Source organism: Marinimicrobium sp. C6131 (assembly GCF_026153455.1).
In the GTDB taxonomy this organism is placed as follows: domain Bacteria; phylum Pseudomonadota; class Gammaproteobacteria; order Pseudomonadales; family Cellvibrionaceae; genus Marinimicrobium.
In genome coordinates, this window is sequence record NZ_CP110629.1 from 1972928 (window position 1) to 1999066 (window position 26139).

The window sequence follows — 26139 nt, forward strand, 5'->3', positions numbered from 1 at the left end:
CTTGCGAAAGCAAGCGGGAGGGAGGGAAATTAACGGCTGGCGCGATGAATATAGGTCGCCGGATCCACCGCTCGACCGTTTTTGTACACTTCGAAATGCACGTGAGGGCCGGTAGAACGGCCGCTGGAGCCCATCAGAGCGATGACCTGGCCTTTCTTGACCACATCACCGACCTTGACCAGGTTTTCCTTGTTGTGCGCGTAGCGTGTGGTAAAACCACTGCCGTGGTTGATTTCAACCATCTGGCCGTAGCCGTGGCGCTCTTGCGACCAGGTCACCACACCGGCGGCGACAGAGATGATTTCGGAGCCATCCTTGCCGGCAAAATCCACACCGCCGTGCCACGCCACCTGCCCGGTGAACGGATCGGTGCGACGGCCAAAGCGCGAGGACATCCAGCCTTTCTTGATCGGACGCCCGGCGATAAAAATATCGTCCTGCAACTTCCGCTTGGCCAGCAGCGCATCCAATGTGGCCAATTGCTGCTCACGGTTCTCGATCTGATTGGAAAGCTGATCGATCACGCTGATGAAATCGGGGGGGGTGTAAGGGTCACCAATCGTGGCGGTTTCCGGGCCACCCAAGGCGGGCGGCTGACTGAAGTCGAACTCGCCTTCATCCAGATTCGCCAGGCTGGTCAGGTGCTCTCCCAGAGCATCGAGGCGCATCAGGCGGGCCTGAAGCTCGGCAACCCGCAGAGTCAGGGCGGCCACCTGGGAACGGGCATGCTCACGGGTTTCTTCAACCTGGGCCTGCTGCTCCGCCAGAGTGGCTTCCCAGGCTCGCCGGGACTCGGCCGTAAAAACGTCACTATTGCCATTCAGCGAGTTCAGCCACTGCGCGCCCAACACCCCCGCCGCCGTAACCGGCATACCCAGCAGGCAGATGGACAGCAGCGCACGCGTCCAGCCACCCAAGGTGATGCTGCGCGTCTGACCGTGCTGTTTGCTGACAATGATGATCTTCATGAAGCGGATACTACCCGTTTTTGTGTCCGGATTGCACAGTACTAATCGGCATTTTATGCCGATTATCTATATCAAATCCGTCTAATTTTGGTTCGCTTATAGCCGTCGGTACTAAACAGCATCGCCAACCAAAGAAAAATCCATGAATTTCAATGCGTTATCTTATTTAAGGAGTTTTGGCCGTTCAACAGGAAGCGCCAAGCCCAGAATCAATCGCCAAATATGGCATATAAAGCACTAAATTACCAACTTTTCGGATATTTGGCCCTGTTGCGCCATAACAAAAAGGCCGCACTGTCTCCAGCGCGGCCTTTCCGACAAAGCAGAGTTGGCGAGCATCGCCCCGCCAACTATACCGCCAGTAACGGCTTCATATAAGAGATCGGCGCCGTGCTCTCATCGTCAAACGTCACCACTTCCCAGGCATCTCGCTGGGCGATCAGCTGGCGCAGGGATTTGTTGTTCAGGCCGTGACCTGATTTGTGGGCCCGGAACTCACCAATCAGGCTGTTCCCCAACAGATACAGATCCCCAATGGCATCGAGCACCTTGTGTTTGACGAATTCATCCTCGTAACGAAGACCGTCTTCGTTCAGGATCCGGTAGTCATCCACCACAATGGCGTTATCGACACTACCACCTTTGGCCAGCCCCTTTGAGCGCAAATACTCTATTTCATGCATAAAGCCGAAGGTACGGGCCCGGCTGACCTCTTTCACAAAAGAGGTGCTGGAGAAGTCGACGGACGTCTGCAGGTTACGACCCTCAAACACCGGATGATTGAAGTCGATGGAGAAGGTGACCTTGAAACCGTCGAACGGCAGGAAACTGGCCACTTTATCGCCTTCTTCGACCGTCACCGGCTTCTTGATCCGGATGAACTTCTTGGCCGCCGCCTGCTCCTGAATACCAGCGGACTGGATCAGGAAAACGAACGGACCGGCGCTACCGTCCATAATCGGGACTTCCGGCGCGCTCACCTCAACGATGGCATTATCAATACCGAGCCCTGCCATCGCCGACAGCAAGTGCTCAACCGTGGACACCCGCACATCGCCCTTGACCAGAGTCGTGGACAGCGTGGTATCGCCGACGTTCTCGGCTTTGGCTTCGATCTCAACGACCGGATCCAGATCAACCCGGCGGAACACGATTCCGGCATCCGCGGGTGCCGGCAGAAGGGTCAGATACACTTTCTGACCGGTGTGCAAGCCAACACCGGTGGCCCGGATGGCATTTTTTAGCGTGCGTTGTCTGATCATTACCCTGAGTAGCCCACCTTTGGCTGTGGCATTCGCACCCTTGTGAGGCGCTGCTGCCGAGTTGTAAAAAGGACGCAATTGTAACAATTTTTCATTTCAGTCACTACTGAAATAGCGATGAACACGCACCAATTTGGTGACATTTACCGCTTTTAACGGTTTACAGACCTTCCGTCGTTGCAATCCGTGACACAGATCACACTTCCACAACCAGGTCCTGACCGCTCTCCGCGCAACCGGCGCCCGGGCCTGTAGCCGACCCGGCTTGCCGATTGCGACGGGCGTGAACTATGACAACAACCAGGGCAAAGGTTCTATACATAGTTCACAATTCCTTTCATTGCCTCAGACTATTGGGCCGCCTCCAACAATACGCCAGAGACTGACTCAAGTCTGTCAGTCCGCCTGACGGCGCAAGAAGGCCGGGATATCCAGGTATTCCAGCTCCTTCTCTGTGGCCGGTGCGGTCGCGGTTGCCTGCCCGCTCGCCTGGGCATTCTGGCGCATGACCGTGGGGCGCTCGTAACTGCTGTAGTCCACTTCACCGGTATTCTTGCGGCGGGTGTTGTCTACCACCACTTTCGTTTTACCGGCGGGCTTTTCTTCCTTTGCCGCCACACCCAGGCCCGTGGCCACCACGGTAACCCGCAGTTCATCCGACATTTCCGGATCAATCACGGTACCCACAACCACGGTGGCATCGGAGGAGGCGAACTCTTCGATGGTATTACCCACCTCGGAGTACTCGCCCAGCGACAGATCGATGCCGGCGGTGATATTGACCAGAATGCCCCGCGCGCCCTGCAGATTGACATCCTCCAGCAGCGGACTGCGAATGGCCGCCTCAGCCGCCTCGCGGGCCCGGTTTTCACCGGTTGCGTGGCCGGTGCCCATCATGGCCATGCCCATTTCGGACATCACTGTGCGGACGTCGGCGAAGTCGACGTTGATCATGCCCGGACGGATGATCAGGTCGGCGATGCCCTGAACAGCACCCAGCAGGACGTTGTTGGCGGCCTTGAAAGCATCCAGCAGACTCGTGGATTTGCCCAGCACCGAGAGCAGCTTTTCATTCGGGATGGTAATCAGTGAGTCGACCCGTTCCTGCAACTCCTTGATGCCGGCGTCGGCGACGACCATGCGCTTGCGGCCCTCGAAGGGGAACGGCTTGGTCACCACGGCAACCGTGAGGATACCCAGATCCCGGGCCACTTCCGCCACGATGGGTGCACCACCGGTGCCGGTACCGCCACCCATGCCGGCTGCAATGAACACCATGTCGGCACCGCGCAATACTTCGGCGATGCGCTCACGGTCTTCCATGGCGGCCTGACGGCCCACTTCGGGGTTGGCACCGGCGCCCAGGCCTTTGGTCATGCTGTGACCCAGTTGCAGTACGGTGCGCGAGTCGATGTCCTTGAGCGCCTGTGCGTCGGTATTGGCGCAGATGAACTCCACGCCCTCGATGTTGCTGTCGATCATGTGCTTGACGGCATTGCCACCGCCACCACCGACACCAATGACTTTAATCACGGCATTTTGCGGGATGTTGTCTACGAGCTCGAACATAGTATTTCCCCTTTTCCTTTACCAAATTAAAAATTATTGAATTAACAGAATGAGCAAACGGTTATTTAAAAATGACTTTGAAACAGTTTTTTCAAGCGACCGAACCAGGAGTCGTCGTTGTCTCGGACATGCGTGATGGCCCTCCCCTCTTGCTGTTGCTTGATGGCGTATTGCAGTAAGCCCACGCCGGTTGAATAAATGGGGTTGTTGACAATATCTTTGAGACCGCGCGTGTTCTGCGGCGCGCCCAATCGCACCGGCATATGGAAGATTTCCTCGGCCAGTTCCACCACCCCTTCCATTTTTGCGGTCCCCCCGGTCAGCACGATGCCGGCGGCAATCAGGTCTTCAAAGCCACTGCGTCGAAGCTCCGCCTGCACCAGGGTGAACAGTTCGTCGTAGCGCGGCTCGACCACTTCAGCCAGCGCCTGCCGGGACAGGTCTCTCGGTTCGCGATCGCCCACGCTCGGCACCTTGATGGTTTCGTCGGGACCGGTCAGCTTCGCCAGAGCACAGGCGTATTTGATTTTGATTTCTTCCGCGTGCGGCGTCGGTGTGCGGAACGCCATGGCGATGTCATTGGTCACCTGATCACCGGCAATCGGAATCACACCGGTGTGACGTATCGCCCCTTCCTTGAACACCGCGATATCCGTGGTGCCGCCACCGATATCCACCACGCAGACACCCAACTCTTTCTCATCCTCGGTCAACACCGAAAAGCTTGAGGCGAGCTGCTCGAGAATGATGTCTTCCACCTCCAGTCCACAGCGCCGGATGCACTTCTCGATATTCTGCGCGGCATTCACGGCGCAGGTCACCAGGTGTACCTTGGCCTCCAGACGCACCCCGGACATGCCCAGGGGCTCTTTGACGCCTTCCTGATCATCGATCAGGAATTCCTGCGGGAGAATATGCAGGATCTTCTGGTCCGCCGGAATGGCCACTGCCTGGGCGGCATCAATCACCCGCTCCAGGTCCTGGGGATAGACTTCCCGGTCCTTGATCGCCACGATGCCGTGCGAGTTCAGGCTGCGAATGTGGCTGCCGGCAATACCGGCATACACCGAATGAATCTGGCAGCCCGCCATCAGCTCCGCCTCTTCAATCGCCCGTTGAATGGACTGCACCGTCGACTCGATATTCACCACCACACCCTTTTTGAGTCCGCTGGAGCGGTGCGAGCCAATACCCACCACTTCCAATTCGCCCTCGGGAGTAATGGCACCGACTATAGCGACGACTTTGGATGTACCGATATCCAGACCGACAATCATCTTGCTGTCAGCTACATGGGCCATTATGCGAACCTCTTTTGCATGTCACAGTTTTCCATCATTGCGTTTCTGTATCTTCCCGTTGTGCTTTCCAGGCGACCGCCACCCCATTGTGATAACGTAAATCCACCTGCTCTATTTCGCCCCAGCGTTCGCTCAATTGCCGATCATAGACCTTGGCAAATCGCTGTATTTTTTCCAACACCTGATCCCGACCGATGACCAGAGTGACGCCGTCACTGAGCGTCAGACGCCAGGCATTTTTCCGGTCACTTCTCAGAGACTGGATACTCAGTCCCCGATGACGCAGCAACTGCGCCAGATCCTGGTAACGCTCCATCATCGCCACCGCATCCGGATCCGACCCGGCCAGCAGGGGCAAATGCTCCAATGCCGACTGATCATCGACGGCAATAATGTTGCCTCCGCGATCCAGGAACCCGACCTCTCCCCAGCGGGCGATAGGTTCCTCTTCAATAATTCTTACGTGCAACACATCCGGCCAACGTCGTGTCAGTGCCGCCCTGGCCACCCAGGGCTCTGCTTCCAGTGCGCCCTTGATCGCCGCCAGTTCCAACTGCAGGAATCCTTCCCCCAACTGTTCACTCAGTAGCGTTTCGATCCGCTCACGACTCAGGTAGCGGAACGTTCCCTCTACGCTCACCTCGGCGACCGGCCGGTTCAGCCAGCCGGCGACCGGTTCGGCGATCCAGCTTCCCGCGCCGATCAGCGCCGCCAACAACAGTACCGGACCGACCCACCGGCGCCCTCCCTGGAGCCACTTCGCCCAGTCCCTTAGGGGCTGGCTCTTGCGTGTGGCGCCACGCGGCGTCACCCTTGCCTGCCCCGGGATCCGTTTTACTGGCCCGGACTTCATGACTCCTTCTGGCAAGCTCGCACAATTCGCACCACCAGCTCGGCGAAACTCAGACCGGCTGCCTTCGCCGCCATCGGCACCAGGCTATGGCTGGTCATGCCCGGCACCGTATTCACTTCCAGTAAATAGAAGTTCCCCAACTGATCGGCCATCACATCCACCCGTCCCCAACCCCGACAGCCGAGGCTGTTGAATGCCTGCAGGGCGAGAGACTTGAGTCCCTGCTCGCGCTCCGCATCCAGGCCACAGGGGCACAGGTAGCGCGTGTCGTCAGCCAGGTATTTGGCGTCGTAATCGTAGAACCGGTGGTTCGTTTCCAGCTTGATGGGAGGCAGTGCCTCGCCATCGAGAATGGCCACGGTGTATTCACTGCCGGTAATCAACCGCTCGACCAGCACACTGCCGTCGTACTGGGCCGCTTCCCGGTAGGCCTCCGCCAACTCGGCGCCACTCTGGACCCGCGCCATACCAATGCTGGACCCCTCATGGGCGGGTTTGACAATGGCATCACCCCCGAGATTTTTCAGTACCTGCTCCCAGTCGCTGTCGGCGTTGACCACTGCGAACTCCGGCGTCGATAAACCAATGCCGGCCCACAGCTGTTTGCTGCGCAGTTTGTCCATCGCCAGCGCCGAGGCCGATACGTCGCTGCCGGTGTAGGGAATACCCATGTATTCGAGCACGCCCTGAATGCGACCGTCTTCACCGCCGGGACCGTGCAGCGCAATAAACGCCACATCCATGGGCGTTGCCTGCAATTGGGCAATGGCGTTGGCCCCGATATCAATTCCCACAGCATCCACACCCGACTGGCGCAGTGCTTCCAACACCGCGGCTCCGGTTTGCAGGGAAATTTCCCGCTCGGCCGAGGTGCCGCCGTACAACACGCCCACCCGGCCCGGGTTAAACCCGGCGGACTCGGCGGACACTGTGCTGTGTTGTTCGTTGTTCACGTCCATCAATACCTCATGGGTCTAGCGCAATTTGCGCCGGGCGAGTTCACCGGCCAGGGCGCCGACGTTACCGGCGCCCTGGGTAATCACAATATCTCCCGGCCTGACGATATCCCGAATCACATCGGGCACATCATCCACCGATTCAACAAAGATCGGTTCCACCGCTCCGCGCATGCGGATGCTTCGGCTCAGATGGCGACCATCCGCCCCCGGAATGGCATCTTCTCCGGCGCTGTATACTTCCAACAACACCAGCACATCGACCGATGACAGGACGTCGACGAAGTCCTCGTACAGATCCCGGGTCCGGGTATAGCGATGCGGCTGGTAAACCATTACCAACCGACGCTCCGGCCAGCCATCGCGGATGGCGGCAATGGTCGCTGCCACTTCGCGCGGGTGATGTCCGTAGTCGTCCACCAGCATCGCTTCACCGCTCTCCACCTGGTAGTGACCGTATACCTGAAAACGGCGACCCACCCCGGCAAAATGTTTCAGCCCATCCTGGATGGCCTGATCGCTCAACCCCTCATCCGTGGCAACCGCCACCACGGCGGTGGCATTCAACACATTGTGTAACCCGGGAATATTGAGCTCGATGGCCAGTGGCACTTTGTGGTCCGGACGCTCGACCTCAAACCGGGTCTGCATTTTGTCCTTGCTGACATTGATCGCCCGGAAGTCACAATGCGCTTCAAATCCATAGGTCAGTATCGGACGGGACAGCGATGGAATGATGTCGCGCACTACCGGGTCATCCCCGCACAACACGGCCAGCCCATAGAACGGCAGGTTGTGAATGAATTCAATAAAGGTGCGCTTCAACTGATTGAAGTCACCCCCGTAGGTATCCATGTGATCGGCATCGATGTTGGTCACCACGGCCACCATCGGCTGCAGATGCAGAAAGGACGCATCGCTCTCATCGGCTTCCGCCACCAGGTAGCGACTTGCGCCCAGTTGCGCATTGCTGCCCGCACTGTTGACCAACCCGCCGATGATAAACGTCGGGTGTTGTCCTCCCGCCGCCAGTACTGAGGCCATCAGACTGGTCGTCGTGGTTTTGCCGTGAGTTCCCGCAACCGCGATACCGTGGCGATAACGCATCAGTTCGCCGAGCATCTCGGCGCGTCGCACGATGGGTATGCGCCGCTCTCGGGCACCGACCATCTCCGGATTGTCCGCTTTCACCGCACTGGAGTTGACCACAACGTGCGCATCCACCACGTTTTCTTCGCGATGGCCGATAAACACTGTTGCGCCCATCGCCTCGAGGCGACGGGTGGTGCCTGAGGCTTTCAGATCGGAGCCGGTGATCTCGTAGCCCTGATTGATCAGCACCTCCGCAATGCCACTCATACCCGCACCGCCGATGCCGATAAAGTGAATGCGTCGGATTCGGCGCATTTCCGGAACTTCGTAATATTGAATGGCTTTATCCACGATTGACCTCGATACCGGTTTGGGCAATACAGTGCTCGGCGACCACTCGCGCCGCCTCAGGCTGTGCCAGTTGGCGGCCGCGTTCAGCCATGGTGCGCAAGCGATTCCGCTGGGCAAACTCTTCCCGTATCAGCGCCGCCAGCTTTTCGCCATCCAGATCCTTTTGAGAGACCGCCAGTGCAGCGCCGGCATTCACCAACACGGCCGCATTGTGCGTCTGATGATCGTCAATGGCGTGAGGGAACGGAATCAACAAGGCGGCCAGTCCCACCGTCATCAGTTCCGACACCGTCAAAGCACCAGCGCGACAGATCACCCAATCAGCCCAGGCATACGCCTCGGCCATATCATCGATGAACGCATCCACCCGGGCGTCCACATCCAGGGTTTCATAGCGGGTCCGGGTGGCTTCCAGATGGGCTGCACCACTTTGATGCCACACCATCGGGCGAATCTCGGGAGCAAGCCGGGCGAGTGCGTCCGGCACCTGCTCATTGATCGCCTGCGCTCCCAAACTGCCGCCCAGAACCAGAAGACGCAAAGGCTGATCTCCCCGGTTTCTGAGCCGTTCCGCTGGGGCCGCCACCGCCGCCAATTCACGCCTCACCGGGTTGCCCACAACCCGAGCCCCTTTCAGGCCGGTCGGAAACGCCGTGAGAACGCACTGGGCCAGCGGCGACAGGTAACGATTTGTCGTTCCGGGGATGGCGTTCTGCTCATGTATCACCAGTGGCTTCCACAACAGTCTGGCGGCGACGCCGCCGGGGCCGGACGCAAACCCCCCAAACCCCACCACGACGTCCGGCTTGAAACGCCGGATGACCGAAAACGCCTGACCAATGGCTGCGAGAATCAGGAACGGCGCTTTCAACAGACCGGCCGCACCGCGCCCCCGCACGCCCTGCACCGACAAAAAGTGCAGCGCAATACCCGCCTCCGGAACCAGCCGGGCCTCAATACCTTTGGCGGTGCCCAACCAGGCCACCTGGACGCCTTGCGCCTGAAGCTCACGCGCCACCGCCAACGCCGGAAACACATGACCTCCGGTGCCGCCGGCCATAATCAAGGCTTTTTTACGGGAGGCTGAAGTCATCATGCTGCCTCCCGCCATTCCGAGCGCACCGACACCGGCTTGACCCGGGTGCGCACGCGCGATACCGGAACCGCCTGGCGCTGTTCCCAATCCACCCGAATCACAAAGCCGATCAGCGCGCAGCCAATCAGCAAACTGCTGCCGCCGTAACTGATGAACGGCAGAGTCAGCCCCTTGGTGGGCAGCAAACCGGCCGCAACGCCGACATTGATGAACACCTGGAAGGTGAACAATATGGCCACACCGTAGGAGGCAAACGCCGCAAACAGCCGGTTGGCCGTCAGGCTTGCGCGAGCGATCGCAAAAATCCGCACGATCAACGCCGCAAATACACCGAGCATCACCACCAGGCCGATCAGTCCAAATTCCTCGGCCATGATGGCGGCAATAAAATCCGTGTGGGCCTCCGGCAGATAAAACAGTTTCTGCAGGCTGTTACCGAGTCCGAGCCCAAACCATTCGCCCCGACCGAAGGCGATCAGGGATTGGGTCAGTTGATAACCGGAGCCAAACTGGGCGGACCAGGGATCCAGAAACGTCACCAGACGCGTCATCCGGTAGGGCGAGTAGACCGCCAGCGCCGCCAGACAGGCCACGGCCGCCGCCCCGAGCAACCCGAAGTGCCAGAGTTTGACGCCGGCGATAAACATCATGGCCAGAACCACGCTGGCCAACACCACGGCACTGCCGAAGTCCGGCTGGAACAACAACAGCAGACACATCAACCCCAGCACCAACACCGGCTTAACGAAGCCCTGCCAGCCCGTGTACAACTCCTGATGCCGCCGGGCAAAAAAGCTGGCAAAAAACAGAACGGCGGCGACCTTGGCCACCTCAGAGATCTGTACCGAAATCAACCCGAGGTCCAACCAGCGACGGGCGCCATTCACCTCCCGGCCAATCCCCGGGATCAATACCAGACAGAGCAGCCCCAAGGTTGCCACCATCAACCAGCCGGCGTACTGCTGGGCAAAGCGCACCGGCACCGCGACCACCAGAGCCGCGACCGCCACCCCCATCACCAGATACACCAGATGCCGCTTGGTAAAGAACCAAGGGTCCCCATAGGTTTCCGCCGCAAACGCAATGGAGGCGGAGGCGATCATTACCAGACCGATGCTGAGCAGACCGAGCCACAAAAGAATCAACACGCCGTCGGCGCCGCCGCGGAAAACCGCGATCGACTCTTCCCACTGCTGCTTGAGCCATCCGATCATAGTCGCGCCTCCACAGCCCGACGGAATTGCTCGCCCCGATCCTGATAGTTGCGGAACATATCGAAACTGGCGCACGCCGGTGACAACAGCACCACGTCGCCTGCCTGTGCTGCGGCGCTGGCTTTGCGCACGGCATCCGTCATGGAGTCCGCGCGGATCGCGTCGGTCAGATCGCCGAGCACCGTCGCCATTTCTTCGGCGGCGGTGCCGATCAGTACCAGTGTTCTAACACAGCGTTCAACCGGCTTGCGCAACTCGGTAAAGTCCGCGCCTTTGGGATCGCCACCGGCGATCAACACAATTTTTCCCGTGGCCGGCGCCAGCCCTTCGATCGCCGCCACGGCGGCCCCCACGTTGGTGCCTTTGGAGTCGTTGTAGTACCCGACACCGTCATGTTCCGCCACCCATTCACACCGATGAGGCAAGCCGCGGAAGCGACGCAAGGTGTTAAGCATGGACTCATGCGAAAAACCCGCCGAATGACCCAGCGCCAGCGCCGCCAGGGCGTTATCAATGTTGTGTCGTCCCTTGATTCTCAGCTCGCTCGCCGGCATCAGAGGCTCGAGCTGCCAGTACAACCACGGCTCGCCTTCGTGCTCGGCTACACCGAACCGATGAAACTCCGGTCGACCGCCAAAGGTGATCGGTATCGCATTGACACTCATCGGCGGCTGGGTCAACACACTCTGGCTGTTGTACACCACCTGTTCCGCGCCGAAGTAAACCCGCAACTTGGCCTGATGATAGGCCGGCATGTTCGGATAGCGATCCATGTGATCGGCGCTGACATTCAGTACCGTGGCCACTTTGGCGCTCAGTTTGCTCACACCTTCCAGTTGAAAACTCGACAGCTCCAGCACATACAGCTCAATGCTGTCATCGAGCAGATCCAGAGCCGGCGTTCCCAGGTTGCCACCGACCGCGACACGAACACCGGCATCCCGGGCCATTTCCCCGACCAGCGTCGTGACCGTGCTCTTGGCGTTGGAGCCGGTAATCGCGATCAGCGGCGCTTTGGCAAAACGCACAAACAACTCGATGTCACCCACCAGACGAGCGCCGGCATTGCGCGCCTGCTGTAATTCGGGCGTGCTCATCGCGATACCGGGGCTGACCACCACTTCTTCCACCCGGCTCAGCAGCGCCACATCCAGAGGGCCGAACTGGATACGTTCAGCACCAAACTCCCGCTCCAGCGCCTCGCGCTGGGGATGCTCCGGACGAGTATCCAGCAAGGTGAACGCCTGGCCCCGGCGCGCCAGAAAACGCGCGACGGAAACGCCGGTCACACCGGCGCCCACGATGGCGGTTTCACAGCTTGACGCGATCAGTTGCGGCACAGTCTCTCGCTCTCCATTAACGCAGTTTCAATGTCGCCAGTCCGAAAGAGACCAGCATGACGGTAATGATCCAGAAGCGCACGATCACGCGCGGCTCCGGCCAACCTTTCAATTCATAGTGATGGTGCAGCGGCGCCATCCGGAAAATCCGCCGTCCGGTCAGTTTGAACGACGCCACCTGCAGAATGACCGACACCGTCTCCATCACAAAAATGCCGCCCATGATGAACAGCACAATTTCGTGGCGCACAATCACGGCTATCACACCCAACGCCGCGCCGAGGGCAAGTGCTCCGACATCCCCCATGAAAACCTGGGCGGGATAGGTGTTGAACCACAGAAAGCCCAGTCCGGCACCCGCCAGTGCACCACAGAAAATCACCAGCTCACCGGCCCCGGGGATATGCGCAATGTGCAGATAATTGGCAAACTCCACATGCCCGGACAGATAGGCGATGATGCCCAGTGCCGAGCCCACCATGACCGAAGGCATGATGGCCAAACCATCCAGACCATCGGTGAGATTCACCGCGTTGCTCGAACCGACAATCACAAAGTAGGTGATCACCAGATAAAACAGTCCCATGTCCAGAGCCACGTTTTTGAAAAACGGTACGAACAACTGGGTTTCCGCCGGGGTGACAGCGGTGGAGTACAGAAACAACGCCGCACCGACACCAGCCACGGACTGCCAGAAATATTTCCAGCGCGCCGGCAGACCCCGCGAGTTGGACTGGACCACTTTGCGATAGTCATCGACCCAGCCCACAGCGCCAAAAATCCCCGTCACCACCAGAACCACCCAGACATAACGATTGCTCAAGTCCGTCCAGAGCAGGGTACTGATGAAGATAGCCGCCAGAATCAGCGTACCGCCCATGGTGGGGGTACCGGATTTGCTCAAGTGCGTCTGAGGACCGTCGCTGCGTACCGCCTGACCGATCTGCAGATAATTGAGGCGGCGGATCATCCAGGGACCCAGCAACAGCGAAATCACCAAGGCGGTCAGCACTCCGAGAATGGCGCGCAGCGTCAGGTACTGAAACACGGCCATGCCGCGCAGGTATTCTTGTAAGTATTCTGCGAGCCACAGTAGCATCAGTCTTGGTCTCCGATTTTGCTCAAACCGCGCACAACCCGATCCATGCCGGCGCTGCGAGAACCTTTGATTAACACTCGGGTGTTTTCGTCCAACTCACCCTTCAGGGCTTCAATCACCTCATCGTGAGTGCGGTAAGCGCTGGCGCCTTCACCAAAAGCGTCGGCCGCCCGGGCGCTCAGAGGCCCCAGCGTCACCAAACGGTCCAGGCCACGCTCACGAGCCCGAATACCCACGTCACGATGCAGCTCGGCACTGTGTTCACCGAGCTCTCCCATATCACCCAGCACCAGTATGCGTTTGCCCTGGTGCGCGGCGAGCACCTCGATCGCGGCCCGCACTGAGCCGGGATTGGCGTTGTAACTGTCATCAATGATCAGCGCGTTCGCCCAGCCGCGACGGGCGGACATACGGCCGGCCACCGGCTCAAAGCTCTCCAGTCCGCGGGCGATGGCCTGTGCGCTCAAGCCCAGAGCCAGGGCACAGCCGGCGGCGGCCAGCGCGTTTCTGACGCTGTGTTCACCCGGTACCGCCAGTTGCACCCGCGCTTCTTCATGACGGGTGATCAGCGTGAACAGCACGCTATCCGGGCGGTACTCAATATCACGAGCGTGGCAATCAGCCTCCTGCTGATCCAGTGACACACTGATCACCCGTCGCCCCCCCAGACTGGACAACCAGTAAGGGGCAAACGCATCGTCGCGGTTGATCACGGCAATGCCGTTCTCACCCAGAGCGGTATAAATCTCTCCCTTGGCGCGGGCCACGCCTTCGACCGAACCAAAACCTTCAATATGCGCCGGCATGACGTTATTGATCAGTGCCACATCCGGTTTCGCCCACTGGCAATAGGAGGCGATTTCGCCCGGACCGCTCGCGCCCATTTCTATCACGGCGTACTCGTGATGCTCATCCAGCTCAAGCAGCGTCAACGGCACACCAATGTGATTGTTCAGGTTGCCCCGCGTGGCCAGAACGCCGCCGGCGCGTACCAGAATGCCGGCGAGCATGGTTCTGACGGTGGTTTTTCCGCTGCTGCCGGTGATCGCAACCAGTGGGCCACGAAACCGTTCACGGTTGAGCAGCGCCACCTGGCCCAGGGCCGTCAGCGTGTCCGGCACAACCCACTGAGGCACCGCCAGATCCGGCATGGACCGCTCCACCACCACACCACAGGCACCCCGATCCACCGCTGTCTGTACAAAATCGTGGGCATCAAACCGGTCACCCCGCAGCGCGAGAAACAGATCGCCGGCCTGCACCGTGCGGGTATCGGTACTCAACCGATTGAACTCAACGTCACCCTTTACCAGTTCGCCCCCGAAGCGACGGACCAGCTCCGTCAACGACATTACACCGATCATGGCGCCACCTCCCCGGGCGGTAATTTGTCCAGGCGACGCTGCAGCGATTTACGTACCTGTTCGAAATCACTGAACGCCAGGGTTTCCCGAGCAAATATCTGATAATCCTCATGGCCCTTACCCGCCACCAACACGGTATCGCCGGCTCGGGCCTGTTGAATGGCCAGGTCAATGGCCTGGGCGCGATCCGCTATTACCAGACACTGATGGTCATTGTTCATCCCGCGCAGGATATCCGCCGCAATCTGAGCGGGGTCCTCCGAGCGGGGATTGTCATTGGTCACCACGACGTAATCGCTGTACCGCTCGGCGAGGCGTCCCATTTTCGGGCGCTTGGCACGATCCCGATCTCCGCCACAACCAAACACACACCAGAGCCGACCGGTATTGTGATGACTCAAGGCTTTAAGGGTATTCTCAAGGGCATCCGGGGTGTGGGCGTAATCGACGACCACCTGCACATCCTGCCGCTGCTCATCCAGTACGATCGGCTCCATTCTTCCCGGCGCCGGCACCAGTCCGGGCACGGCGGCCAGAATATCGTCCAACGCCATACCGGCAGAGCAGAGTGTTGCAATCACTCCCAGAAGGTTGCTCAGATTGAACTCACCCAACAGAGGGCTGTGGAGCTCCCCCTGTCCCCAGGGGGTATTGATCAGCGCACTGATACCCGCGCGCTGTTCGACCCGATCGGTGACATAGACATCGGCTTCCGCGTTGTCCAGGGCATAACTCACCACCTGAACACCGTCCGGCACCTGATTGGCCAGACTGGAAGCCCAGGCATCATCCCGATTGATGACCGCCACTTTCAGGCCGGGCTGCTCCAGCAAGCGAGCCTTGGCAGCGCCATAACTGACCAGGTCTCCGTGGAAATCCAGATGGTCGTGACTCAGGTTGGTGAACAACGCCGCCCTCATCGTCACGGCCGCCACGCGCCCTTGAACCAGGCTGTGGGACGAGACCTCCATTGCCACCGTCTGTGCGCCCTGATCCACCAGCGAGCGCAAGGTTTTCTGCACACTCAGGGCGTCCGGGGTGGTCAAACCGGTGTGCTGCAGCCGCGCAATCTGCCCGGACGAGGGTTCGCCGGTTTCCAACAGTCCATATCCCAGCGTTCCGATCACCCCGGCGGTTCCCCAGTGAATCGCCGCCAGTTGCGCCAGCAGCAGCGAGCAGGTGGTTTTGCCGTTGGTTCCGGTCACGCCGAACACCTTGATCGCCTCACTCGGGGATTGATACAGCCGGTTCGCCAACTCACTCAATTGGCTGGCCAGATTGGGCAATGCCACGACCGGCACGGTCTGCACCTCCGATGGCGCATCCACATCCACCAGAACCGCCACTGCGCCATTTGCCACAGCGTCATTGATGTAATCACGCCCGTCGTGAACCGCGCCCTTGAGCGCCACAAACGCGTCACCGGGCTGAACCTGGCGACTGTCCAGCGTCAGACCGTGAATATCCGGTAGCAACGCCGGATCAAGCTTCAGTGCCGGCGCCAGGTCCGCGAGGTTAATGGAGTAGCGACGAGTCATGACCAGGGCTCCCCGCGCTTGTTGGCGTCCTGAACCATAATGCCTTTGGCCTCATCCACTCTGGGCGGTACCTGCAGAAGACGCAGCGCGCCTTCGGCCACGCTGGAAAAAACCGGGGCGGCCACCTGGCCACCGAAATAGCGCTCATCGGAAGGCTCATCAATGATCACGGCCGCGACAATGCGCGGATTGTCCGCTGGCGCCATACCGACAAACGACGCTATGTAGCGATTCTCGACGTAACCACCCTCGCCGACTTTGTGCACGGTGCCGGTTTTACCCGCCACCGGGTAGGCCTGGATTTCGGCCAGACGGGCGGTACCCTCGGTGCTCACCGCCCGGCGCAACATGGCCGTTACCTGCCGGGCCAGCGCTTCGTCCACAACCCGCTCACCATCAGGTACCTCATCTACCCGCAGCAGAGAAGGGGTCCGTTTGATTCCGCCACTGGCCACCGTGCTGTAAGCATTCACCAACTGCATAGCGGTAAGATTCAGACCGTAACCAAAGGCATAGGTTGCCCGCTGGATGGGTCGCCAGCGCTCGTATGTGGGCAGTGTGCCTACCGACTCGCCCGGAAATCCGGTGCCCACGCCCTGACCGAGTCCCAGACGCTGGTACATGTTGCGCACCGTGGCCGGTTCTAGCTCCAGAGCCAGCTTGGTCATGCCCACCTGACTGGACTTTGCAATCACGCCCGAGAGATCCAGTACGCCGTAATTCACTGGATCCAGCAGGGTTTTGCGGCCCACCTGAACATAGCCGGGCGCCGTATCGATGACGGAACCGGGTTTGAACCGGCCGGTCTCCAGAGCGGCCATCACCGCCAATGGCTTCATGGTAGAGCCGGGCTCAAACAGGTCCGTGAGCGCGCGGTTGCGCAGCGCCTCGGACCGGAGGCCGGACCGGTCATTCGGGTTGTAGGCCGGCTGATTGGTCATCGCCAGGACTTCGCCGGTCTGCACGTCCATAATCACCAACGATCCACCCTTGGCGTTATTTTTCTGAACAGCCGCCTTCAGTTCCCGATGGGCCAGATACTGCAGGCGCAGATCAATGCTGAGTGCGAGGTTGCGACCGGGCCGGGCCGACTTCACCAACTGAAGCTCTTTCACGGTGCGCCCACGCAAGTCTTTGAGCACCTGCTTGGCACCATTTTCACCGGACAACCAGGCATCGTAGGCCAGCTCCATGCCCTCCTGGCCCCGGTCATCAATATCGGTAAAGCCCACCAGATGAGCGGCCACTTCACCCGCCGGGTAGTACCGGCGATACTCACGCTGGCTGTAAACACCGGGAATTTCCAACTTCAGAACCGCCTCGGCGGCCTGGGGCGGCAGATGCCGGCGCAGATACATGAACTCCTTACCGCTATAACGAGAGAGCCGAGCTTCCAGCTCGGCCTCCGACAGTTCCAACGCCCGCGCCAACTCACTCCACCGTTCGGGCGACTGCAACAGGAGCGTCGGGTCCGCCCAGAGTGTTTCGACCGGGGTACTGACGGCCAGTGGCTCTCCGTTGCGATCGGTGATCACTCCGCGGTAGGCACTGATGGGTTCGGTGCGCAAGGTACGGGCCTGCCCCTGCCCCTGCAAAAACTCGTACCCCTGAGCCGTATCCGGCAGCACCTGCAGACTGGCCAGGCGCCAGAGCAGTGCCGAGCCCAGCAGCAGCACCGCCAAGGCCACCAGCCAGACCCGCCAGCGGGCGATTGTCAGGGTCTGTCCCCTACTCATGAATCACCATCACGATGTCGTCATCATCCGGCAACCGCATATCCAGTTCATCCCTGGCGATCTGCTCCACCCGGCCATAGGCGGCCCAGGTGCTCTGCTCCAACATATACTGTCCCCACACCACCTGAAGCTCCGCCGCTTCCCGGCGCAGCGTCTCCAGGCGGTCGACCCGCTGACGCGTGTGGTGGGTGGAAGCGATGACCGCCAGCGCCGACAACAACACCAACGCCCACAGCACAACGACCGCCGGGGTTATACCCCGGCGGGAGTGTGGTGCATTGAGCGCGCTGTGGGTCATGGTCAAAATCGCCTCGTCATCTGATCGATTACAGTTTTTCTGCAACGCGCATAATGGCGCTGCGCGAACGCACGTTGGCGCCCACTTCAAGGTCACTGGCCCGAACCGTCTTGCCCACGCTCTTGAGGGTGCGGTCGAGTTGTTCATCGCGCACCGGCAGCCCCGCGGGCAGGGGTTGGCCCTTTTCCTGCCGGCGAATAAACCGCTTCACCAACCGGTCTTCAAGCGAGTGGAAACTGATTACCACCAGCCGCCCTCCCGGCGCCAGAACAGTCAATGCCTGGGAAAGAATGGCTTCGAGATCCGACAGCTCGTTGTTCACGTGAATCCGGATTCCCTGAAACGCCCGGGTCGCCGGGTGCTTACCTTTCTCCCAGGCCGGATTCGCCGCTTTGACAATTTCGGCCAACTGCGCTGTCCGGGTAATCGGTTGCTCCGCCCGGGCGTTGACCAGCGCTCGCGCCATACGTTTGGCAAAACGCTCTTCACCGTACTCTTTCAGGACCCGGGCAATTTCCGTTTCAGAGGCAGTCGCCAACCATTCCGCCGCACTCTGTCCAGAGCTCCGGTCCATGCGCATATCCAGTGGACCATCATTTAAAAAGCTGAAACCCCGCTCGGCCTCATCCAACTGCGGCGACGACACCCCCAGGTCCAGCAATAAACCCTGAACCCTCCCGGTCATGCCTCTCGCCTCAATCAGTTCCGCGAGCGCCGCGAACGACCCTTGCGCGATCTCGAATCGGGGCTCGTTGGCAAAACGCTCGTGCGCCACGGCAATGGCATCGGCATCCTTATCAATACCCAGCAGCCGCCCCTTTTCCGACAGTCGTTCCAATATCCGGGCACTGTGCCCACCCCGCCCGAAGGTACCGTCGACATAGAAGCCATCGACATCCTGAACCAGGGCGTCAACCGCTTCATTCAACAGTACCGTCTGGTGGGGCGAATCGCTCATGGGCTACCTTTTGTTATGCCGCGTTTGTGTGCCACTTCGGCTCGGGCAGAGCCGCTTGAAATCCGGTTACAGTGTCAGCGATTGCAGTTCCGGAGACAGGTCGGTGTCCACGGGCTGTTCCAACAACTCCAGCCAGCTGTCTTCGCTCCAGAGCTCCATCTTGTCGCCCAGCCCGACCAGCATCAGTTTCTTGTCGAGCCGGGCGTAGCTGCGCAATGTCGGTGGCACAAGAATCCGTCCATTGCCGTCCATTTCCAATGGAGTGGCGTAACCGATCCACAGGCGCTTGATCCGGCTGGCCGCATCATTGGTATCCGGCAGTTGCTGAATTTTGGGTAACCGCTCCAGCCAATCCGGCTCTGAATACACCAGCAGGCAGCGTTGCTGGGTATGAGCAGTCAGCACCAGGCGGCCCTCGCAGGACGCGACAAAGGACTCGCGAATGCGAGTCGGGATCGCCATGCGACCCTTCGCGTCCATATTGATGGAGTGACTGCCTGTGAGCACGATTCACCTGTCAATTGATGGGAGGCGTGGGCACTTTTCACCACTTCGCCACCCGGATTTCCACAAAAAACCACTAATAACCACTTTCTACCACTTATGGCACACTATAAATCCGGGCAAAGCAAAGTCAAGCAATAGAGAAGGAAAATGCGGCGAACCGCACGGGATCTGCAGAGAAAACTGTAGATATAGACAGGAATGAGAGATGCGCCAAAAACCACTGAAAGCGAATAAGCTATAACTATCAGCGCAATAGAGAACAAACTTAAAGTGTTACATTAAGTTTGCGAATTTTTAGGATTAAAAAAGACGGGGAATAGAAGGAAGCGCTCTAAAACAGAATAAGGCGGAGTCGGCCTGTAAGCCGGGTTCTGTCGAGGACAGTCATTCATCTGGGATGCGTGTCGCCACGCACCTCAAGCGACCTACCCGAACCCGGTGCGGGCCGCACCATCGGGTTCCTATTTGGTCTTGCTCCGAGCGGGGTTTACCATCGCCGCGGACTGTTGCCAGCCGCGCGGTGCGCTCTTACCGCACCATTTCACCCTTACCGGCGACCGAAGTCGCTTAGGCGGTATACTTTCTGCTGCACTTTCCGTGGGCTCTCGCCCCCCAGGCGTTACCTGGCGCTCTGCCCTATGGAGCCCGGACTTTCCTCCCCGGTGCAAGCACCGGAGCGACTGCCGAGCCGACTCCGAGGGCATAGAGTAGCGACCTTGGCGAATGTGCGCAAGCTCACATTTTCGACACAAAGGCCGAAGCCCTTTATTATTCATTGACGATTTCGTGATTCGTCCGATTATGATCTAAGATAATGACAACCACAAAAAAAAGGAAAGGAGACGTCTGTGAACACACACAAACTCACCACACTCTCACTGGCCATTGCCGCCAGTCTCAGCGTCACGGCCCAGGCTCAGAGCACGCCGGCCCTGGAGGAAATTCTGGTTACCGCGCAAAAGCGCGAACAAAGCCTTCTGGACGTCCCCATTTCGGTCAACGCCATGGCGGGCGAGAAAATCGACGACACCGGGATCACCGGTATCGAACGTATGGCCGACTATATCCCCAGCCTGAACATGACCCAGACCGGCATCGGCACCACGATATCGATCCGCGGCATCAGTTCGGGCGTCAACCAGGGCTTTGAACAGTCCGCAGCGCAATTTGTCGACGGGGTTCACTTTGGCCGGGCCCAGCTCAGTCGAGCGCCCTTTCTGGATATTGAGCGGGTCGAAGTTCTGCGCGGTCCACAGAGCATCCTGTTCGGCAAAAACAGTACCGCAGGCGCCATCAGCATCACCACCGCACGCCCCACCGACGAGTTCTTCGCCAAGGTCACCGGTCTGTACGAGCCCGAGCACAGTGAACAGGACCTGCGCGCGGTCATCTCGGGCCCCATGACCGATCAGCTCAGCGGTCGACTGGCGGTGCTGGATCGCAGTATCGATGGTCATTTCCACAACACCACAACCGGGCAGGATGAGACCCGGGAGGAAGATCAGGTGGTGCGCGGTACCCTGCTCTGGCAACCCAACAGCCAGTGGGATATCACGCTGAAGCTGGAGGATGGCTCGTTCGACCAGGAGGGGCGCAACCTCGAAGTGGTCAACCCGGCTGAGATCGAGATTCCCGGTCGTCCGACGGTACCTTACTCGGCGGTGCTGAGCCAACTGACCGGCGGTGCCTACACCCTGGATACCACCCAGGACTTCAATCGCCAGTCCAACGGCGACTTCAGCTACAACAACACCCGCAATGCCATGCTGGAGGTGGAAACCGAGCTGGGTGAACACAGCCTGACCGCTGTGACCGGGTACACCGCCTACGACTATGAAGAACTGTGCGACTGCGACTTTGTGGGCGTTCCCATGTTCAACATTCTGTCGAAAGAGGACTACAGTCAGATCAGTCAGGAAATCCGCATTGCGTCGCCGGAATCCGGTCCGTTCAGCTACATGGGCGGCCTGTTCTACCAGAGCAGCGATCTGGAGTTCGACGATGAGATTCGGGTCCCCTCGGACAGCCTGCTGCCCGTCGCCCTGCAGCAGCAGGTGGGCGAAGGCGCGCTGCTGTTGCGCGGAACCGCCTCACAGCGGGACTTCCAGCAGGATAGCGACATTGCCGCCGTGTTTTTCCAGGGCACCTGGGAGTTCACCAGCGACTTGCGCCTGACTCTTGGCGGGCGATACACCGATGAAGAAAAAACCGCGAGCCGGCGCCAATACCACACCGTGACCGATCCGGACAGCGGCGCCACTGTGGAGCGTCCCGTCGGCACCCCTCAGGACCCCTACAACGGTCTGTACGGCCTGTTCAATATCGAGCCTTACGACACGCTGGCGCGGAAGCGGTCGGAATCCGGATTCACGCCCTCGGTCACGCTGCAATACGACCTCAACGGCACGGACATGGTCTACGCCAGCTACACCACCGGCTTCAAATCCGGCGGGTTTGATGTGCGCTCCAACGCCCACCCTGACCCCACCGTGAACAACGCCGTCAATGCCTCATCGGGCTCCCCGGTTCCGATTACCGGGGTCTTCGAGTTCGAGGATGAAGAGGTCAAGAACTATGAGATCGGCGGCAAGTTCAATCTGGCTGACGGCCGGGCGGAGCTGAACGCCGCCCTGTTCTACACCGATTTCCAGGATCTGCAGACCAGTCAGTTTGACGGCGCATTCAGCTTCAACGTGACCAACGCCGCCGAAGCCGCCATTCAGGGGCTGGAACTGGACGGTCGCTGGATGGCCACCAACGACCTGATGATTTCAGGTGGTTTGGCCTGGCTGGATTTCGAGTATGACAACTTCCCCACCGCCCAATGCTATTTCGGTCAGGCACCCGGACAGACCCAGTGTGACGCCAGCGGCAAAACCCGGGAGTTCACACCGGAGCTTCAAGGCAACCTCAGCGCCAATCACACCTTGGCACTGCGTCAGGGGCTGACCCTCAGCAGCACGCTGGATCTGATTTACAGTGACGAGTATCTGGCGACTCCGACCCTGGACCCGCGCATGGTTCAGGACAGCTATGTAAAAGTGAACGCGCGGGTGGCGCTGATTGGCCAGGACGACCGTTGGGAGGTGGCGCTGATTGGCAAGAACCTGACCGATGAAGCCATTGTCAGCTACGCCAACGGCCTGCCCGTGGCAACCGTGCTGACCGGCGGTACCGGTAGCGGTTACTACGCCTTTTATGAGCGGCCGCGGAGTGTCGCGCTGCAGGGGACCTTGCGGTTTTGATTCATCAGGTGAGGTAACGGCGGATGCGGCCTTTGGCCTTATCCGCCCTACGCAGGTTTATACCGCTGCGCTCGGCCGTAGGGCGGATCGGTCCGACGTATCGGAGCGAAGCGCATCCGCCGTAACCAAACCCGACCACTTCCCCCAAACTACTTATGTTCAAGCGCCCACTGATACAGGGCGTTTTTTTTCACCCCGGTAATCTTCGCCCCCAACGCGGCCGCCTGCTTGACCGGTAACTCCTCAAGCAGAATGCCCATCACCCGCTCCGCCTCGGCATCCAGCGCACTTTCCAAACGGGTTGAGGCACCCGCCACCATGAGAACAATCTCTCCCCGCTGCTGATTGCTGTCCGCCCGAACAAATTCCACCAACTCTGCCAGCGGCGCCAGCCGAATGGTTTCAAAGGTTTTGGTCAACTCACGGGCAATCACGGCCTCACGGTCACCGCCAAACACCTCAGCCATGGTGTCCAGACTCGCCAGCACCCGGTGCGGCGCTTCGTAGAAGATCAAGGTGCGCGACTCGCCCGATAAGGCCTCAAGCCATTGCCGTCGGGCGCTCGCCTTGGCCGGCGGGAACCCTTCAAAGGAAAAGCGATCTGAGGGAAGGCCAGACGCGCTCAGAGCCGCGACCAGCGCACAGGCGCCAGGTACCGGCACCACGGTCAGCCCCCGTTCGCGTGCGGTTCGAACCAACCGATAGCCCGGATCTGACACCAGTGGCGTGCCGGCATCGGAGATCAGCGCCACCGATTCCCCGGCTTCCACCCGATCCAGGATTTTGGCGGTGCGCTCGATTTCAGTGTGGTCGTGATAGGCCACACAGGGGGTGGATATGGAAAAATGTGACAGGAGTCGCGCACTGTGACGGGTATCCTCAGCCGCAATCAACGCCACTGATTGTAGAATTTCCACCGCACGGGGTACCATATCGGCCAAATTGCCAATCGGCGTGGCGACAACATACAGAACACCGGCGGTGGCGGTACTCGAACGGCCACCGGATGCCAGCGGAGCTGATGTCGTGTTGGGGGTCATAAATCGTGCCTTATCGTCTGGTTGCACTCACGTCGTAAGCTGTACTAGTGGAGAACATCATCATGCAATACCGGGGATACCTGTGCACCCTGCTCGCGCTTTCGATCTGGCTTCTGGCCAGTTGCAGCAGCACACCTCCAATGGAAACCCCGGCGGAAGACGACCCGCTCTCCCGGGAAGCGATTGAAGCCCGGGTCAAAACACTGGTGGATCAGGCCCGTGAAAGCCAATCACCCGAGCGCGAAGGCTATCTGCTCGAAGCAGCCAGCCTGCTCGTCGATCAGGAAGAGTACGACTGGGCCCGCAATCTGCTGACCTCTATCGACAGCCGTCAACTGGATACCCGCGGCTTTTTACTGCACGCCGAGCTACTCGGCTCAGTGGCGCTGAATGAGGGCTCCTACTATCTGGCCGAACGCATTCTAACCAACCCCCGTCTGGAACAACAGTGGCAGACCATGCCGCCGGAGCGTGAACTCGCATTGCGCGAGCTGCGTGCCCACCTGTATCAGCGGACCGGTGACACCATTGCCAGTGTCAACGAGCGGATTATCATGGACTCTCTCGGCCCTGAGGAACCGGCGGGCGCCGAGAACCGGGAACAACTCTGGCAGAGCCTGATGTCCCTGTCCCTGGATGAGCTGGAACAGGCCGCCGGAGAGGAAAGACAGCAGTCCCAACTGCGCGGCTGGTTGGAACTGGCTGCGATCAGCAAGGACAATCAGACCAACCTGGAGCGACAACAAGCCCAGGTTGACCAGTGGCAAAGCGCCTGGCCCGACCACCCCGCCAGCAACAACCTGCCCAACGACCTGCAGCTCTTGCGCCGACTGATTGAACAGCAGCCCCGGCAGATCGCACTGCTGCTGCCCGAAGAGGGCACCCTGGCCAGGGCTGCCGACGCGGTTCGCGACGGATTCCTCAGCGCCTATTATCGGGCCGGACACGAACAGAGCCAGCGCCCTCAAATACGTCAATACAACACCAGTGCCAGCGACGATATTCTCGCGCTGTATGAGCAGGCCATGGCGGAAGGGGCGGACCTGGTCATCGGTCCGCTGGACAAAGACAAGGTTCGGCAATTGCACGAACAGGACTTGCTGCCCATTCCCGTGCTCACACTCAACTACGTCGACAGCGCCCTGGATGAAGAGCGGCCGGAAGCGCCTGAGGGCCTTTACCAGTTCGGCCTCGCCTCGGAGGACGAAGCGCGTCAGATTGCCCGCCGCGCCTACCAGGAGGGCCATCGCAACGCCATGATCCTGGCCCCGGACCGCAACTGGAGCGCCCGCAGCGCTCAGGCGTTTACCCGGGAGTGGCGGGCACTGGGTGGAGAAGTGTCGATCGATAGCCAATTCTCCAGCGGCGGCGATTACTCCCGAATCATTCAGCAGGCACTCCTGATTGATCAGAGTCAGGCCCGCCGTCAGGCATTGACCCGGCTGCTTGGCAGTTCCCTGGAATTCGAGCCACGCCGCCGCAAGGATCTGGATATGATTTTCCTGATGGCCGACCCCGAGCAGGGCCGGCAGATACGGCCCACCCTGGCATTTCACTACGCGGGAGACCTGCCGGTGTACGCGACCAGTCATATCTACACCGGCGAACGGGACACCAAAAGCAATCGGGACCTGAACGGGGTGCGCTTCAACACTCTGCCCTGGCTGCTCAATGGTGAGTTCGAGGAAAAGGCCACGCTGGCCGAACACAGCCGGGAGGCAGCCATCTACAGCCGTCTGCATGCGCTGGGTGTGGACGCCTACCGGCTGTACCCTCGCCTGCCCCAATTGGATCAAATTGAGAACGCCCGCCTCTACGGTGCCACTGGCGCCCTGCGCATGCGCGCCGGCGGGCGAATTGAACGGGAGCTGGTCTGGGCCCAATTTCAGGGGGGAGAGGCCCGCCCCATGACCGCTGCCAGACCCCGTGACAACGCGCTTCAGGAGGAACTGCGTGATGACTTACAACCGCCCGGCGAGCGCTGACGCCGGAAGAGCCGCCGAACAGGAGGCCGAACGCTATCTGATGGCACAGGGAATGACGCTCCGCGACCGCAACTACCGCTGCAAGGTCGGCGAGATTGACCTGATCATGGTCGATGGCAACGCCCTGGTATTCGTCGAGGTCCGCTTGCGCCGCCACAATGGCTTCGCCTCGGCCGCCGAAACAGTGGACTTTCGCAAACAGCAAAAGCTGGTTCGCGCCGCGCAGCACTATCTGCAACGCACCGGACTGACTGATCGGGTCGCCTGTCGCTTCGATGTGGTGGCTTTCGATCCGCGCCGCACCGCCGGCGCCCCAATAACCTGGCTCAAAGACGCCTTCGGCGCTTTTTGAGCCCGTCACTCGAAA

Annotated in this window: 21 protein-coding genes and 1 other RNA gene; 3 read left to right on the plus strand and 19 right to left on the minus strand. The window is 59.9% G+C overall.

What is annotated here, in order from left to right:
• Positions 1-29: 29 nt before the first annotated feature.
• The 18 genes from OOT55_RS08490 to rnpB all read right to left on the minus strand — a co-directional run bounded on the left by OOT55_RS08490 (position 30) and on the right by rnpB (position 20198).
• The gene (locus OOT55_RS08490) at positions 30-968 is read right to left on the minus strand and encodes a M23 family metallopeptidase (RefSeq protein WP_265368661.1); all 939 of its coding nucleotides are present in this window, start codon (positions 966-968) and stop codon (positions 30-32) included.
• A gap of 350 nt (positions 969-1318) precedes the next feature.
• Entirely contained in the window at positions 1319-2230 is a 912-nt protein-coding gene (gene lpxC / locus OOT55_RS08495) for a UDP-3-O-acyl-N-acetylglucosamine deacetylase (RefSeq protein WP_265368662.1), read from the minus strand.
• A gap of 396 nt (positions 2231-2626) precedes the next feature.
• Positions 2627-3799 carry a cell division protein FtsZ gene (ftsZ, locus tag OOT55_RS08500; protein ID WP_265368663.1) on the minus strand — a complete coding sequence of 391 codons (1173 nt, stop codon included), beginning with the start codon at positions 3797-3799 and terminating at the stop codon, positions 2627-2629.
• Positions 3800-3864: 65 nt separating this feature from the next.
• On the minus strand, positions 3865-5100 hold the full coding sequence (ftsA, locus tag OOT55_RS08505; RefSeq protein WP_024460821.1) for a cell division protein FtsA: 1236 nt from the start codon (positions 5098-5100) through the stop codon (positions 3865-3867).
• Positions 5101-5134: 34 nt separating this feature from the next.
• Positions 5135-5953 (minus strand): cell division protein FtsQ/DivIB, encoded by an 819-nt coding sequence (locus OOT55_RS08510; RefSeq protein WP_265368664.1) that lies wholly within the window; start codon positions 5951-5953, stop codon positions 5135-5137.
• Positions 5950-6912 (minus strand): D-alanine--D-alanine ligase, encoded by a 963-nt coding sequence (locus tag OOT55_RS08515; protein ID WP_265368665.1) that lies wholly within the window; start codon positions 6910-6912, stop codon positions 5950-5952. The genes OOT55_RS08510 and OOT55_RS08515 overlap by 4 nt, the downstream gene beginning before the upstream one ends.
• 15 nt (positions 6913-6927) lie before the next feature.
• Entirely contained in the window at positions 6928-8316 is a 1389-nt protein-coding gene (gene murC, locus OOT55_RS08520) for a UDP-N-acetylmuramate--L-alanine ligase (protein WP_265368807.1), read from the minus strand.
• A gap of 28 nt (positions 8317-8344) precedes the next feature.
• Complete coding sequence (gene murG, locus OOT55_RS08525; protein ID WP_322113835.1) at positions 8345-9448, minus strand: undecaprenyldiphospho-muramoylpentapeptide beta-N-acetylglucosaminyltransferase; 1104 nt, start codon at positions 9446-9448, stop codon at positions 8345-8347.
• A complete protein-coding gene (gene ftsW / locus OOT55_RS08530; RefSeq protein WP_265368666.1) occupies positions 9445-10662 on the minus strand; it encodes a putative lipid II flippase FtsW in 1218 nt (405 codons plus the stop codon). The genes murG and ftsW overlap by 4 nt, the downstream gene beginning before the upstream one ends.
• The gene (gene murD / locus OOT55_RS08535) at positions 10659-12002 is read right to left on the minus strand and encodes a UDP-N-acetylmuramoyl-L-alanine--D-glutamate ligase (protein ID WP_265368667.1); all 1344 of its coding nucleotides are present in this window, start codon (positions 12000-12002) and stop codon (positions 10659-10661) included. Before murD ends, ftsW begins: the two co-directional genes overlap by 4 nt.
• Before the next feature lie 16 nt (positions 12003-12018).
• Entirely contained in the window at positions 12019-13101 is a 1083-nt protein-coding gene (mraY, locus tag OOT55_RS08540; protein WP_265368668.1) for a phospho-N-acetylmuramoyl-pentapeptide-transferase, read from the minus strand.
• Complete coding sequence (locus OOT55_RS08545) at positions 13101-14465, minus strand: UDP-N-acetylmuramoyl-tripeptide--D-alanyl-D-alanine ligase (RefSeq protein ID WP_265368669.1); 1365 nt, start codon at positions 14463-14465, stop codon at positions 13101-13103. The genes mraY and OOT55_RS08545 overlap by 1 nt, the downstream gene beginning before the upstream one ends.
• Positions 14462-16003 (minus strand): UDP-N-acetylmuramoyl-L-alanyl-D-glutamate--2,6-diaminopimelate ligase, encoded by a 1542-nt coding sequence (locus OOT55_RS08550; protein WP_265368670.1) that lies wholly within the window; start codon positions 16001-16003, stop codon positions 14462-14464. Before OOT55_RS08550 ends, OOT55_RS08545 begins: the two co-directional genes overlap by 4 nt.
• The gene (locus tag OOT55_RS08555) at positions 16000-17739 is read right to left on the minus strand and encodes a peptidoglycan D,D-transpeptidase FtsI family protein (RefSeq protein WP_265368671.1); all 1740 of its coding nucleotides are present in this window, start codon (positions 17737-17739) and stop codon (positions 16000-16002) included. The genes OOT55_RS08550 and OOT55_RS08555 overlap by 4 nt, the downstream gene beginning before the upstream one ends.
• Positions 17732-18037 (minus strand): cell division protein FtsL, encoded by a 306-nt coding sequence (ftsL, locus tag OOT55_RS08560; RefSeq protein ID WP_265368672.1) that lies wholly within the window; start codon positions 18035-18037, stop codon positions 17732-17734. Before ftsL ends, OOT55_RS08555 begins: the two co-directional genes overlap by 8 nt.
• Before the next feature lie 28 nt (positions 18038-18065).
• Positions 18066-18995 (minus strand): 16S rRNA (cytosine(1402)-N(4))-methyltransferase RsmH, encoded by a 930-nt coding sequence (gene rsmH / locus OOT55_RS08565; RefSeq protein WP_265368673.1) that lies wholly within the window; start codon positions 18993-18995, stop codon positions 18066-18068.
• A gap of 66 nt (positions 18996-19061) precedes the next feature.
• Positions 19062-19502 (minus strand): division/cell wall cluster transcriptional repressor MraZ, encoded by a 441-nt coding sequence (gene mraZ, locus OOT55_RS08570; RefSeq protein ID WP_265368674.1) that lies wholly within the window; start codon positions 19500-19502, stop codon positions 19062-19064.
• Positions 19503-19846: 344 nt separating this feature from the next.
• Positions 19847-20198, minus strand: an RNA gene (gene rnpB, locus OOT55_RS08575) — RNase P RNA component class A.
• A 152-nt stretch (positions 20199-20350) separates the two neighbouring features.
• Here rnpB and OOT55_RS08580 point away from each other — a divergent pair.
• Positions 20351-22747, plus strand: a complete 2397-nt coding sequence (locus OOT55_RS08580; RefSeq protein WP_265368675.1) for a TonB-dependent receptor — start codon at positions 20351-20353, stop codon at positions 22745-22747.
• A gap of 149 nt (positions 22748-22896) precedes the next feature.
• Here OOT55_RS08580 and rsmI read toward each other — a convergent pair whose 3' ends face one another.
• Complete coding sequence (gene rsmI / locus OOT55_RS08585; protein ID WP_416141000.1) at positions 22897-23760, minus strand: 16S rRNA (cytidine(1402)-2'-O)-methyltransferase; 864 nt, start codon at positions 23758-23760, stop codon at positions 22897-22899.
• 89 nt (positions 23761-23849) lie between these two features.
• Between rsmI and OOT55_RS08590 the strand changes: the two genes are divergently transcribed.
• Both OOT55_RS08590 and OOT55_RS08595 read left to right on the plus strand, forming a co-directional pair.
• Positions 23850-25772, plus strand: coding sequence for a penicillin-binding protein activator (locus OOT55_RS08590; RefSeq protein ID WP_265368677.1), 1923 nt, complete (start codon positions 23850-23852; stop codon positions 25770-25772).
• Positions 25744-26124 carry a YraN family protein gene (locus OOT55_RS08595; protein ID WP_265368678.1) on the plus strand — a complete coding sequence of 127 codons (381 nt, stop codon included), beginning with the start codon at positions 25744-25746 and terminating at the stop codon, positions 26122-26124. Before OOT55_RS08590 ends, OOT55_RS08595 begins: the two co-directional genes overlap by 29 nt.
• Positions 26125-26139: the final 15 nt, after the last annotated feature.

What these genes read in the sequence shown, in the direction of transcription:
- OOT55_RS08590 (WP_265368677.1), top strand. Translation starts at nt 23,850, where the DNA reads ATGCAATACCGGGGATACCTGTGCACCCTGCTCGCGCTTTCGATCTGG.
- OOT55_RS08490 (WP_265368661.1), bottom strand. Translation starts at nt 968, where the DNA reads ATGAAGATCATCATTGTCAGCAAACAGCACGGTCAGACGCGCAGCATC.
- OOT55_RS08550 (WP_265368670.1), bottom strand. Translation starts at nt 16,003, where the DNA reads ATGACTCGTCGCTACTCCATTAACCTCGCGGACCTGGCGCCGGCACTG.
- rsmH (WP_265368673.1), bottom strand. Translation starts at nt 18,995, where the DNA reads ATGAGCGATTCGCCCCACCAGACGGTACTGTTGAATGAAGCGGTTGAC.
- ftsW (WP_265368666.1), bottom strand. Translation starts at nt 10,662, where the DNA reads ATGATCGGATGGCTCAAGCAGCAGTGGGAAGAGTCGATCGCGGTTTTC.
- murG (WP_322113835.1), bottom strand. Translation starts at nt 9,448, where the DNA reads ATGATGACTTCAGCCTCCCGTAAAAAAGCCTTGATTATGGCCGGCGGC.
- lpxC (WP_265368662.1), bottom strand. Translation starts at nt 2,230, where the DNA reads ATGATCAGACAACGCACGCTAAAAAATGCCATCCGGGCCACCGGTGTT.
- mraY (WP_265368668.1), bottom strand. Translation starts at nt 13,101, where the DNA reads ATGCTACTGTGGCTCGCAGAATACTTACAAGAATACCTGCGCGGCATG.
- OOT55_RS08510 (WP_265368664.1), bottom strand. Translation starts at nt 5,953, where the DNA reads ATGAAGTCCGGGCCAGTAAAACGGATCCCGGGGCAGGCAAGGGTGACG.
- ftsZ (WP_265368663.1), bottom strand. Translation starts at nt 3,799, where the DNA reads ATGTTCGAGCTCGTAGACAACATCCCGCAAAATGCCGTGATTAAAGTC.
- murC (WP_265368807.1), bottom strand. Translation starts at nt 8,316, where the DNA reads ATGCGCCGAATCCGACGCATTCACTTTATCGGCATCGGCGGTGCGGGT.
- OOT55_RS08595 (WP_265368678.1), top strand. Translation starts at nt 25,744, where the DNA reads ATGACTTACAACCGCCCGGCGAGCGCTGACGCCGGAAGAGCCGCCGAA.
- ftsA (WP_024460821.1), bottom strand. Translation starts at nt 5,100, where the DNA reads ATGGCCCATGTAGCTGACAGCAAGATGATTGTCGGTCTGGATATCGGT.
- OOT55_RS08515 (WP_265368665.1), bottom strand. Translation starts at nt 6,912, where the DNA reads ATGGACGTGAACAACGAACAACACAGCACAGTGTCCGCCGAGTCCGCC.
- OOT55_RS08555 (WP_265368671.1), bottom strand. Translation starts at nt 17,739, where the DNA reads ATGAGTAGGGGACAGACCCTGACAATCGCCCGCTGGCGGGTCTGGCTG.
- OOT55_RS08545 (WP_265368669.1), bottom strand. Translation starts at nt 14,465, where the DNA reads ATGATCGGTGTAATGTCGTTGACGGAGCTGGTCCGTCGCTTCGGGGGC.
- ftsL (WP_265368672.1), bottom strand. Translation starts at nt 18,037, where the DNA reads ATGACCCACAGCGCGCTCAATGCACCACACTCCCGCCGGGGTATAACC.